Annotated in this window: 11 protein-coding genes; 2 read left to right on the forward strand and 9 right to left on the reverse strand. The window is 60.4% G+C overall.

Annotation, left to right across the window (positions count from 1 at the left end; all coding sequences use genetic code 11):
- Window positions 1–80: 80 nt before the first annotated feature.
- A complete protein-coding gene (locus tag IEX25_RS15250) occupies window positions 81–1,127 on the reverse strand; it encodes a hypothetical protein (RefSeq protein WP_188716079.1) in 1,047 nt (348 codons plus the stop codon).
- A gap of 411 nt (window positions 1,128–1,538) precedes the next feature.
- Here IEX25_RS15250 and IEX25_RS15255 point away from each other — a divergent pair, with 411 nt between their 5' ends.
- A complete protein-coding gene (locus IEX25_RS15255; protein WP_188716081.1) occupies window positions 1,539–1,766 on the forward strand; it encodes an AbrB/MazE/SpoVT family DNA-binding domain-containing protein in 228 nt (75 codons plus the stop codon).
- Window positions 1,766–2,161, forward strand: a complete 396-nt coding sequence (locus IEX25_RS15260) for a PIN domain-containing protein (protein ID WP_188716084.1) — start codon at window positions 1,766–1,768, stop codon at window positions 2,159–2,161. Before IEX25_RS15255 ends, IEX25_RS15260 begins: the two co-directional genes overlap by 1 nt.
- A gap of 210 nt (window positions 2,162–2,371) precedes the next feature.
- Here the strand turns inward: IEX25_RS15260 and IEX25_RS15265 are convergent, their stop codons facing one another.
- From IEX25_RS15265 to IEX25_RS15300, 8 genes are read right to left on the reverse strand one after another with little or no spacing between them, the layout of a single operon-like run.
- Window positions 2,372–3,052, reverse strand: a complete 681-nt coding sequence (locus IEX25_RS15265) for an RraA family protein (RefSeq protein WP_188716085.1) — start codon at window positions 3,050–3,052, stop codon at window positions 2,372–2,374.
- Between the two features lie 10 nt (window positions 3,053–3,062).
- The gene (locus tag IEX25_RS15270; RefSeq protein WP_188716087.1) at window positions 3,063–3,932 is read right to left on the reverse strand and encodes an NAD(P)-dependent oxidoreductase; all 870 of its coding nucleotides are present in this window, start codon (window positions 3,930–3,932) and stop codon (window positions 3,063–3,065) included.
- On the reverse strand, window positions 3,929–4,753 hold the full coding sequence (locus tag IEX25_RS15275; RefSeq protein ID WP_188716089.1) for an HpcH/HpaI aldolase/citrate lyase family protein: 825 nt from the start codon (window positions 4,751–4,753) through the stop codon (window positions 3,929–3,931). The genes IEX25_RS15270 and IEX25_RS15275 overlap by 4 nt, the downstream gene beginning before the upstream one ends.
- Window positions 4,750–5,916 carry a CaiB/BaiF CoA transferase family protein gene (locus IEX25_RS15280; RefSeq protein ID WP_188716091.1) on the reverse strand — a complete coding sequence of 389 codons (1,167 nt, stop codon included), beginning with the start codon at window positions 5,914–5,916 and terminating at the stop codon, window positions 4,750–4,752. The genes IEX25_RS15275 and IEX25_RS15280 overlap by 4 nt, the downstream gene beginning before the upstream one ends.
- A gap of 3 nt (window positions 5,917–5,919) precedes the next feature.
- Window positions 5,920–6,996 carry an ABC transporter ATP-binding protein gene (locus tag IEX25_RS15285; RefSeq protein ID WP_188716093.1) on the reverse strand — a complete coding sequence of 359 codons (1,077 nt, stop codon included), beginning with the start codon at window positions 6,994–6,996 and terminating at the stop codon, window positions 5,920–5,922.
- Window positions 6,989–8,707, reverse strand: coding sequence for an ABC transporter permease (locus IEX25_RS15290; RefSeq protein ID WP_188716095.1), 1,719 nt, complete (start codon window positions 8,705–8,707; stop codon window positions 6,989–6,991). Before IEX25_RS15290 ends, IEX25_RS15285 begins: the two co-directional genes overlap by 8 nt.
- A 50-nt stretch (window positions 8,708–8,757) precedes the next feature.
- Window positions 8,758–9,852: an ABC transporter substrate-binding protein gene (locus IEX25_RS15295; protein ID WP_188716097.1), complete on the reverse strand. Its 1,095-nt coding sequence runs from the start codon at window positions 9,850–9,852 to the stop codon at window positions 8,758–8,760.
- A 12-nt stretch (window positions 9,853–9,864) separates the two neighbouring features.
- Window positions 9,865–10,602 carry an IclR family transcriptional regulator gene (locus tag IEX25_RS15300; protein WP_188716099.1) on the reverse strand — a complete coding sequence of 246 codons (738 nt, stop codon included), beginning with the start codon at window positions 10,600–10,602 and terminating at the stop codon, window positions 9,865–9,867.
- Between the last annotated feature and the right edge of the window lie 438 nt (window positions 10,603–11,040).

The raw sequence follows: 11,040 nt of genomic DNA on the forward strand, positions 1-11,040 counted from the left end.
TTACCGCTAGGGTATGGTTAGCCTTTATGTTGACCACGGCAAGAACCGAAGACCCGCTCTGCCAGGCGGGTCTTTCTTGTTCACAGAATGGCCCGCGCCACGCGGATCATCTGAAGCAGCTCGTAGTTCCTGTCGTTCAGCCGCACGACTTGCCCGTTCACAACGGCATAGTTCTCATCGTCGCCCCGCTGCGGCAGACGGTAAACGCTGGCCAGTTCATCCTGGGTCAGGGCTGCTGTCGGGGCAATCGGCGCTCCGGCCGGAAGATCGGGCACCTGTGCCATCTGGTTCACCAAGAGCAGCGCGTCGTAATCCTTCTGGTCAAGCAGAACAGGCATTCCGTCTATCAAGGCATAACGGTGACCATCTGGTGCGGGATCAAGGTCAAAGAGCGTCGCAATCTGGTCTGATTGCAAAAGCAGAAGTTCAGGGTCGGGATCGAGCTGGGCTTCAGACCTGAGCCATTCATCGCGGCGCTCGACCCAGATCCTGTCGTGGTCAACCCCATCATACGACGCCCACTCCTCGTAGGTCACACCTTCCCTGGCTAAGCCGGGCGGAACGCAAGGTGGATCCTTCCTGGCAAGGCCCGGCGGACAGTTGCGGTAGGCAATCAGCTCATCGTCAGGGATATCGGCGACGAGCAGTTGAGGTGTGACCACTGCAAGCGCCGTCGCGGCCAGGAGGCGTTTCATGTCCCGCCCGTCAGGAGCCGGAGTCGACAGGATGCGACCCAGCACCTTTTCGCGCTCTGCCGCGGCAAAACCGCGGCGGCCGTTTCCCTGTCCATGCGATGCATGCTCGGCAGCCTTGCCGTTCGTCTTGAGCTTCGGCCCACCAGCATGATCGGACTTTCCGGCGCGACCGGCGGGATGATCCCTCCCCTTCCCTGCCCCGGGCTGTTCGTTGCGGCCATGGGCCCTGTCGGGGCCGCGGTTGCCGTGGCTCTTCCCCATCGCCTTGCCGTTGCCGTGCCCCTTGCCGTTGTTGTCTCTGGCCAGCCAGAGACGTTCCATGGACGTGGCTTCCAGGGGTGCAAGAGGGCCCCAGGTCTGGATCGGGTCGGCAGCCAGATGTGTCGATGTCAGAGCGAGCGCCACGGCGCTGCTGATCAGGAACGTATTCATGTCGGACGCCTTTTGTTTGGGAAACCAACATAGCAATCCTGCGAGGCGTTCCCTTTGCCCTAGAGCCCACCGCCTTTGCCGCGCGGGTCAGTTCTTCAAAGTCCAGAAACTGATGCACCCCTTCGCCGCTGATCCACGGCGGTCTTTGGCCGCACTCCCCACGCCAGACGATAGCTGCTGGCCATTGTCTTGGTGTGCGCCTTGCTGGTGCTGCTCTGATCTTCATTGGCATTGCCAAGCGGTTGGAGAGCATGCGCGAACATACCCTCGCGGCAGGCCGGAATAACTACTTCGGCGTCGGTCGTGTTTCCTGCACGCCGAAATGAGGGCGGCTCCTGGCGGCCTTGCCCCTTGCCCAAAAGGATGAAAAGATATACATGTTGCAATGTAGATCAATTAAGGAGTCTCCAGATGCAAGTGGCGAAATGGGGTAATTCTCTTGCCGTGCGCCTGCCTGCCGACCTCGTCCGGGCACTTGACCTGCGTGAAGGCGACCATATTGATCTTCATCCTGCTTCCAAGGGCTTCGCAGTGGCGCGTCAGCCCCGACCTGATGAGGTCCTGGCAGGACTGCGCCGCTTTCGGGGCCGTCTTGCGGCCAAGGACCGGCTGGATCGAAATGAGGCGAACAGCCGCTGATGCCGGGCAGCTTCTTCGACACGAATGTCATCCTCTACCTGCTGGACGACGGCGCTAAATGTGACCGGGCCGAGGCGCTGCTGGCGCAGGGCGGCACGATCAGCGTCCAAGTGCTCAATGAGGCCATGGTGAACTGCTTGCGCAAGGCACGCATGAGCCAAGACGAAGCGCAGGAATTCCTGCATGGTATCCGCCAGCTGTGCCAGGTACGGGATCTGGACTTGCACACCCATGATGTGGGGCTTGCTCTGCAGGCACGTTATGGCTTTTCCGTTTATGACTCAATGATCGTGGCGGCGGCCCTGATTGCCGGCTGCGAGTCTCTCTGGTCTGAAGACATGCACAACGGCTTGCTGGTTGAAGGGCAAATGCGGATCCGCAATCCCTTCACATGACGGTTCATCCACCCACACCGTGAACTACACCGTAGCCGTCCATTGTGCCCGCCCTGACGGCGAAAGTAGCGGTTGATCGGCGGCAGGGAACGCCATGCCGCCGATCAAATTGCCGTCCACGACGGCGGCATCACTCACTGGCACTGACCGGATTTTCGCGAGCGCGTCATTCACACTGGCGACAGGTCACAGCACAATCGGCCTCAGGTTCTAATCGTGGATGAACTCGCATCCTCGAGCTTCCAGCTCTCGGTCTATCCACGTAACATCCACAGTTCCGGCCTTGATCGCCGCCATTTTTTCAACTTCGGCCGCCTGCTTCTTCAGCGTTTTGCCCAGAATAACCTCCGCATCCGCAGGGCGAATGACGACAATGCCATCTTCATCCCCAACGATGATATCGCCGGGATGTATGACCACACTGCCAACAGATACCGGAACGTTGATCTCGCCAGGACCGTCCTTGTAAGGACCGGCAGGGGTGACGCCGGCTGCATAGATCGGCAGGGGCAACTCGCGCAGCGTCGCCAGATCACGGATCGCGCCGTCGATGATGACACCGCCCAGCTTTTTCTCGACCGCGATTTGCATCATCAGTTCCCCAGTGATGGCGGTGGTCAGATCTCCGTGGCCATCAAAGACGATGACATCTCCTGGCTGTGCCATATCCAGTGCCTTGTGAAGCATCAGGTTGTCGCCTGCCCGTGACTTGACCGTGAACGCTGGTCCCAGAAGATCGACCCTGCTGATCCGACGCAGCCGCGCGTCGAGAAGACCTGCACGATTCATGCTGTCACCAATGTTGGCGACAGGAAGACCACGGAATTTTTCGATCAGCGTCGGGTCAGGGCGGTTGATGCGCGTAAAAATACGAAAGCCTGCATTGGCCATTGGGAAGTCCTTAGCGGAGTGCTGCAAATATCTGCTGGAAGTCGGCAGGAGGCTTGCCACCGAAGTAATCGCGTAGCCCCTGGGCACTGCACCAGGCCAGCTTTTCCTTGCCAGCAATGGACATGGTGGCATCAAGGCCGAGGCTGCGGAGCGTGGCGACAACTTCGTCCATCTCATGTTCTCGCCGTTCGGCATGTATGATGGCGCGGCACATCAGGTCGCTTGCAGTGCGGCGGAAGTCATCTGTTTTCAGCGATTGGCCTATGGAAGAAAGGACATCCTCCTCGATCCCGAAGCTACGCCCTGCGATTACCGCCTCCAGTAGCAGCATGACATAGCCCTTCATGAAGATGGACCGGAACATCTTCGATGCCGAGGCCTTGCCGGTTGGTCCATCCAGCGCAGTGATCTTCATGCCCAAGCTGTTTCCCAGTTCGGCAAAGGCTGCCGCGCCGGGACCAGAGGCAAGCATAGGAACCTTGTGACGATTGCCAGGGACCGTGCCCATGACTGCCACATCCACAAAGATAACGCCTTCAGGCATCAGCTTTTCGACCTGCACCTTCGTGTCGGGCCCGGCGGAATTCAGATCGACGTATAGCTGCCCATGCCGCAAAAAGGGTGCCACCTGACGGGCGACCGGAACGGCGGCATTGGCACTGATGGAGCAGATAACGATGTCCACTGCAGCCACCAGAGCCTCAGCCGAAGGGTGCAGGGTGACAGCAGTTTCAGCCGCGCGTTCTGCGATCATCGCTGCAGCGGGCGGTGTCTCCCATGCTGCGTCATAAGCGTGAATGGCTTCGAAGCCCTCCTCGCGCAATCCGCCGGCAATGTTGTAGGAAGCTTCGCCAAAGCCCAAAAAGCCGATGGTTTTCATGATTGCACCTTTCCGAGCACTCTTTCCGCACGTGTGACGATTGGCGCATCTATGAACTTTCCATCCAGCGTGAAGGCGCCCCGCCCGGCCGCGGCTTCGGCGCGGGCGGCGTCCACCACGCGACGCGCCCATGCGATTTCGTCCTCTGTCGGGGCAAAGCCTTCGTTCAGGATCGGCACGACGGAGGGATGGATGCAGCTTGCGCCATCGAAGCCGAAGCTCCGGGCCTCACGCGCCGCGTTGCGCAAGCCATCGATATCCGAATAGTCGACGGTGCTGCGGAACATACCAAAAGACAGGACCCCCGCCGCCTTGGCCGCGTAGTGGATCATCAACTTGGGCAGGCGCAGCACTTCGGCAGTTGGCATTGCTCCCATTGAAGTCGCAAGATCCTCCCCACCGGCCGCGAGCCCAAGAACTCGGGGGCCTTTGGCTATGGAGCGCGCCTCGAACAACCCTTCCGGGTCTTCGATCAAGGGGACGAACGCGATCGGGGCGCGATCACGCTCCAGCGGTGCAAGATGATCCGCCAGCCGGTGCAGCGTGTCGACGTTGCTCACCTTCGGAAGATACAGGGCCTCGGCGCCAGCACGGACAGCCGCCACCGCATCGTCCATCAGCCGCTCATTCATGTTCACGCGGACAAAGACCCGCCCGCCTATCATGGCCACGCTTTGCGAAAGCGCGTCGCGGGCCGCAGTCTTTGCAGCGTCCGGCACGGCATCCTCAAGGTCAATGATGACGACGTCGGCACCACGCTGCCCCGCCTTCTCAAGAAAACGAGGCATGTTGCCCGGCACATAAAGAAGCGATCGGATCATAGGGTCATCCCGATCTCGGCGAGGATTTCAGCCGTATGCTCGCCAATGGCAGGCGCGGGATGTCGGAAACCTCCTGCTGTTGCGGAAAACCGGGGGAAGACATTGTGCTGTGGAAGGCTGCCGTGGTCCGCATCCTCCACGTCCACGACAATCTCCCGCTGCGCGAAATGGGGATCTTCAGAGATATCGGCAATGTCATAGACAGGACCAACGGTCGCGCCCGCCGCACGCATCGCAGCCAGTGCCTCGTCGCGTGTGCGGGTCAGGAACCATTGCGCAACCGCAGTATCCACAATGTCGCGATGAGAGACCCGGGCGACGTTGGTCGCGAAACGCGGATCGGTCTTCATGTCAGGGCGGCCGATCACATCGAAGATGCGCATTGCAACGGTTTGGGTCGATCCCGACAGCGCCACGAACTTGCCGTCGCTGCACCGATAAACGTTGCGCGGTGACACGGTGTTGGATGCCGAGCCAGATCGTTCCTTGACCTTGCCGGTGGTCTTGTAGATCGCCGCTTCCGGGCCAAGGACGGAAAAGATCGGCTCCAGAAGGGACAGGTCTATCACCTGGCCCTGCGCGTCGCCGCGTTCCCGTGCAAAGAGTGCCATCATTGCCGCGTTTGCGCCGGTGATACCGGCGATCATATCGGCTAGCGCCAGGGGCGGCAGCACCGGCTCGCGATCGGCAAAGCCGGTCCGAGCGGCAAAACCGCTCATCGCCTCCACCAAGGTGCCAAAGCCAGGCAGCTTCGCATAGGGTCCCGTCTGTCCGAAGCCAGAGATCCGCACGGTGATCAAGCGTGGGTTGATCTCTGTCAGAACGTCCGGGGCAAGTCCCATGTCTTCCAACGTACCCGGCCGGAAATTCTCGATGAAGACGTCGGCCGTCTCCAGGAGACGGCGCAGCACTGCCATTGCCCCGGCCTCACGCAGGTTCAGCGCGATGGACCGCTTGTTGCGTCCATAGGTCTTCCAGTGCAGCGACTGCCCTCCGTCGCGCCAGTCACGCAGAGGATCGCCTTGTGGCGGTTCCACCTTGATGACATCGGCCCCAAAATCAGCCAGTTGCAACGACATCATGTTGCCTGCCACCAGACGGGACAGGTCGATCACCCTGATCCCATGAAGCGGCCCACGAAGGGTCGGATCGAAATGAATCATTTCTCAGGTTCCCACGAACTTCTCGGCGAACAGGGCGCAGTGTTCGGCCGGAATGCGGACGATGACGCTGGGGTCGTTGATCTCCCACGTCGTCTGGATACGGAATTCCACGGCACCGGCCCGCACGACATATTGCCAGACCGAGCCCAGATAGACCTTTTGCTCGACCATCACGCGCATGCAGTTGGGCCCCATTTCGGACACGACCTCGACACGTTCAGGGCGCACGGCGACGACCACCGATCCGTCTTGGGCGGCGCGGCCGGGCGGGGTGGTCAGCTCCGTTCCATCGGCCAAACGGACCTGGGCGGCATCGGCACCGTTCTGCACCAGCTTCGCGTCGAGGAAGTTCGAGGAGCCGATAAAGTCGGCCACAAAACTGTCAGCCGGCCGCTCATAGATCTCGCGTGGCGAGCCGAGCTGCCGCATGCGCCCCATGCTCATCACCGCAATGCGGTCTGAGACGGCCAATGCCTCGGCCTGGTCGTGCGTGACATAGATGGTGGTGACGTTCAGCCTTTCCTGCAGTTCACGCAGCCACACCCGGGCGCGTTCGCGCAGCTTCGCGTCAAGGTTGGAAAGTGGCTCGTCCAGCAGCAGAAGCGGCGGACGATAGACCAATGCGCGGGCCAGCGCCACGCGCTGCTGCTGGCCGCCTGAAAGTTCGAACGGGAAGCGGTCGGCATAAGGCAGCATTTCCACCAGGCCGAGCGCCTCACGAATGCGCTCGTCCCGTTCGGCCTTACCCATCTTCCGCAGGATCAACGGAAAGGCGAGGTTATCGGCCACGGACTTGTGCGGCCAAAGTGCATAGGACTGAAACACCAACCCGATGTTGCGCCGTTCCGGTGGTACGGTGTTACGCGCTTTGCCATCGAATAGGACCTTGTCACCCACGCGGATCGTGCCCGATGTTGCATGGTTCAGCCCTGCCACCGCAAACAACGTGGTGGACTTGCCGCAGCCAGAAGGTCCAAGCAGCGTCAGGAACTCTCCGGAAGGAACGTGGATGTTCAGGTTCTCGACCGCTGCCACGGCCCCATAGTTGATCGTCAGATTTTCAAGGACGAGATCAGCCATAGATCTTGGCTCCCAACAGACGGCGCGCGATGATGACAAACAGCGCCGTGATAATGACTTGGATGGTGGCAAGGGCGGAGACGGGGCCATTATCGCCCTGAGCCACCAGTTGCAGCATGGTGGTACCGATGATCTCTGACCCCGGCTGGTAAAGGAACGCGGCGGTCACGTATTCCTTGAAGAAGTGAATGAACAAAAGCGCGTAGCAGCTGAACAATGCAGGCTTCAGGATGGGCATGATGATCCGGGTTACCGTTGTCCACCAGTCCGCGCCGGAAATGCGGGAGCCGCGGTCCAGCTCCTCGCCGATCTGGGCAAGCGCCGGGGCGATCGCACCGAAACCGACTGGAATGTAGCGCACCATGAAGGCGATAATGAGGACCAGGATCGTGCCCCGGATCATGTCCGCCCCGGGAAGCCAGATCACTGCATAGAAGAAGCCGAGGCCGGCAATGATGCCGGGAAGTGACCGCGGGAACAGCGCCACGTATTCCAGAGGCCGCCGATAGCGGAACTCCGACCGCCGCGCCACAAGCGCGATGACACAGATGAAGAAGGTGCCGATGGCCGCACCAATTGTGGACACGAGGACCGAGTTCACAATGGACCGGACATAGGTCGACGACTCAAACACGAGATCGAAGTTCGCCGTTGTCAGGACTTTCCAGAACGGGATCAGCGGCGTCAGGAACGTCACGGCTGACCGCATGAAGATGCCGCCGAATACGGACAGGATGGTGAAGAAGATAAAGGCAAAGACAAAGGCGAAGGCCGGCCAACGCCATTTGCCCAGATCCAGGATCGATGGCCGGCTCGCCTTGCCCCGAACCGTCACGAAGCGTCCTGATGCCTGCATGAGGTATCCCTGCAGCCAGACCAGCAGTGCCACGAGGATCAGCAGCAGGATCGCAGCTGCGCCGACGATTCCGTATTCCGGACGCACTGCCGCGTTGATCCCCTTGTCATAGAGGAAGGTGGTCACCGTCTGAATGCCGGACGGGCCGCCGAACAGCAGCGGGATAGCCAGCATCTCGATCCCAACGACAAAGTTCAGAACGGCGGAGTAGATCACGGCCGGCCGGATCATCGGGATCGTTACAGACCAGAGCGCACGGAAGGGCCCTGCCCCGGCCGAGCGCGCCGCGTCCTCAAGCTGCGGATCGGCCTTGGTCACCGCGGCAAGACACATCAGATAGGTCAGCGGCGCCTGGGATAGCCCAGCTACGATGCCCATGCCCGTGACGGTATAAAGATTCCAAGGAGCAGCACCGAGATAGGTTTTGGCTGCCAAGGTCATGAAGCCCGAAGGACCATACATCGTGAACCAGCCGAAGGCGATCACCAGGTTCGACACGAACAGCGGCCAGATGAATACCTCGCCCATCCAGGACCTACCTGGCAGGTTCGTGCGCCCGACCAACACAGCCATGACTGCGCCGAACACCTGCGCCAGAACCATCGTCAGCAGGCCAAAATACAGCGTGTTGAAGAAGACACGCGCCATCCCGGGCTCGGATGCGAGGCGGGTGAAGTTGCCGAGCGTCAAGCCTGCGGAGCTGTCATAGAGCGGCTTGTCGAGAAAGGCCTGTATCACGATGGGCACGATCGGCCCGGCGACCAGCACCGTGGTCAGGGCAGCAACGCCCCAGAAGATCAGGCGCGATCGGTCGATCGGCTGCCGCGAGGCGCCGGTATCGCTGATGTCCGTCATCGGTGGATGTTCCTATCGGAAGGTCGGGTGGCGCGCGGCCACCCGCAGTATCAGTTTCCGGCCAACGCCGCGTTCCATTTTTCGACGAAGGGCCCTGCCTCGGTGATAAGGCGTTCATCAAAGCCGGCGACGATCAGGTTCTCTTCTCCCACCAGATCGGCAATACCCTGATAGGTGTAGCGAACCTGATCCTCGGGCACGTCATCGCGATAGGGAACGAGCCCGCCCTTGCCCACCAGCGTCTGCCCCTCGGTCGAGAGCGCGTAATCCATGAACAGCTTGGCGGAGTTCACGTTCGCCGCACCTTTGGGGATGCCCATGCCGCGCAGCATCATGATCGTGCCATCGTCGGGAAAGGCAAAGCCAAGGATCTCACCGCCCGGCTGTTCAAGCCTCGGGAAGATCGTAATGCCCGAGACCGCGATACCCATGACATATTCACCAGTCGCGATCTTTTCATTCATCGGGCCGCCCGAGGTCTCTCCACGGATCATCGGGCCGATCTTGCGCAGGTTGTCCCAGCCCTCCTCACCTTTCACATCCATGTAGTTCCACCATGCGGCGAGCCCGAAAGAATTGCGTGCCGCGTCGTAGGTTGTAATCCGTCCGTCAAAGGTGCCCGCATCATCTGTCGCAGCCGAAACAAGAGATGCAAGGCCCGTGGGTCGTTGACCGTCGGACAAAAGCGCCGCGTTGTAGGTGATGACCAGGGGATCAGCCGACATAACGGCAACTCCTGGATATGGCTTTGCAAAATCAGGCAGATGCTCGAATTCCGGCGATTGGTATGGCTCCATGAGCTCTTCCTTGCCATAGGCAGCCCAGCGGTCGTTCGCGCCCGATACGAGAATGTCCGCAGTGCGGCTGGAGGAGCCTTTTTCCGCTTCCCACCGGGAGTGAACCGTGCCGGAGCCAAGATCGATCGTCTCCACCTTGATCCAGGGATATTTGGCCCCAAAGCCCTCGATGATCGGAGCCCAGTTGTTGTCTGCCATATTGGAGTAAATCGTCAGCCCCTTCTCCGAGCGCGAGGCTTCGATCACATCGGCATAGTCCGCCGGATAGTGTTTGGGAACGTCTTGGGCGAAGGTGGCAAACGGAAGCCCCAAAATCAGGGCCGTGGTCAAAGTCAGTTGAAGTCTCATAAAGTTCCTCCCTTAAACTCGTCTAACAGCGCGTCTTGCAATCATCTCTGTGATGGCACGTGCCGTGTCCTTGGCTGCCTTGCAGACCTGATCGGCCGCCGCAGCCATGCGCTCCCGCGGGCCTGAGATGTTGACCGCACCAACGACCCGCCCCGATGCGTCGAGGATCGGGGCCGCGACACCCGCTGCCCCCTCGACCACCCCCTGAGCATTGAAAAAGAACCCGTCCCGTCGCGCGCGCTCAATCATCGCTACCATCGCCTCCCGCTCCTCTGCGGGCAGTTCCTCAGCATAAGCGTCCACCACCTCGGGCGATGAGGCCGCAAGGATGACAATGCCGCTGGCAACCTTGTGCGCCGGTCGTGACTTCGTCATGTCGCGGTCGTAGCGGATTTCCCGATCAGGCAGGATCTTGTTCAGATAGCGAATGTCCCGACCTTCCATTACGGCCAGAAACCCGCTTTCCAAAACATCCTCGACAGCCTTGGCAATCAAAGGAGCAGCAAGCGCGAGAAGTGCACCGTTGTATCCGGCGGCACCCGTTACGTCTCCTGGCAAGCGAACCAGCAGATAATCGCCTTTTGCGTCGCGCTGCAGATACCCCCGCTCCGTCATCGTTCGAAGCATCTGCAAGGCACTAGACTTGGGCATGCCAAGCGCAGCAGCAACCTCTGACAAGGTCGCAGTCCCCGGAAAGGAAGCGAACCATTCGATCAGGTCAAGAATCCGTTCTACGCCGCGGCCACTCATGCTTGTTGTTCACTATAATGAACTCGTTCGAGATTATGAATAGTGCGTGCTTTTCATCTCGTCAAGCTATGCTGAGATCTCCTGTTCGGTTGGCCACCTGCGCAACTCAACCCGTACGACAGACCGCGTTAGCTAACCTTCTGTTCGGCGCATCTCGATTGGAGTGGTGTGATGCAGCAGCATCGCCCAGATCGTGGTCCTGACCGATTTCGGCTATGACCAGCATCGCGCCGAGAGGACCCTGGAGCATCCCGCTGAAACGCCCGGCACTGCCAACGGCCGCAGTGTCGCGACAAGCAGGAACAGGAACTGCACGGGGAACGCGGCGTTTCCGAGGTCGTGTCGCGAATGTGGTGGAAATTGCCGAGCAGCGGGCTCCGGGCATGTAACGATGGCTCCAGTCAGGCCGCGAGGTCAAGGGACATTGGCTCGAGAGGC

The sequence above is a fragment of the Paracoccus acridae genome (assembly GCF_014642735.1).
In the GTDB taxonomy this organism is placed as follows: Bacteria; Pseudomonadota; Alphaproteobacteria; order Rhodobacterales; family Rhodobacteraceae; genus Paracoccus; species Paracoccus acridae.

Coding starts and splice junctions, on each gene's coding strand:
- IEX25_RS15250 (WP_188716079.1), bottom strand. CDS start 1,127: ATGAATACGTTCCTGATCAGCAGCGCCGTGGCGCTCGCTCTGACATCG.
- IEX25_RS15255 (WP_188716081.1), top strand. CDS start 1,539: ATGCAAGTGGCGAAATGGGGTAATTCTCTTGCCGTGCGCCTGCCTGCC.
- IEX25_RS15260 (WP_188716084.1), top strand. CDS start 1,766: ATGCCGGGCAGCTTCTTCGACACGAATGTCATCCTCTACCTGCTGGAC.
- IEX25_RS15265 (WP_188716085.1), bottom strand. CDS start 3,052: ATGGCCAATGCAGGCTTTCGTATTTTTACGCGCATCAACCGCCCTGAC.
- IEX25_RS15270 (WP_188716087.1), bottom strand. CDS start 3,932: ATGAAAACCATCGGCTTTTTGGGCTTTGGCGAAGCTTCCTACAACATT.
- IEX25_RS15275 (WP_188716089.1), bottom strand. CDS start 4,753: ATGATCCGATCGCTTCTTTATGTGCCGGGCAACATGCCTCGTTTTCTT.
- IEX25_RS15280 (WP_188716091.1), bottom strand. CDS start 5,916: ATGATTCATTTCGATCCGACCCTTCGTGGGCCGCTTCATGGGATCAGG.
- IEX25_RS15285 (WP_188716093.1), bottom strand. CDS start 6,996: ATGGCTGATCTCGTCCTTGAAAATCTGACGATCAACTATGGGGCCGTG.
- IEX25_RS15290 (WP_188716095.1), bottom strand. CDS start 8,707: ATGACGGACATCAGCGATACCGGCGCCTCGCGGCAGCCGATCGACCGA.
- IEX25_RS15295 (WP_188716097.1), bottom strand. CDS start 9,852: ATGAGACTTCAACTGACTTTGACCACGGCCCTGATTTTGGGGCTTCCG.
- IEX25_RS15300 (WP_188716099.1), bottom strand. CDS start 10,602: ATGAGTGGCCGCGGCGTAGAACGGATTCTTGACCTGATCGAATGGTTC.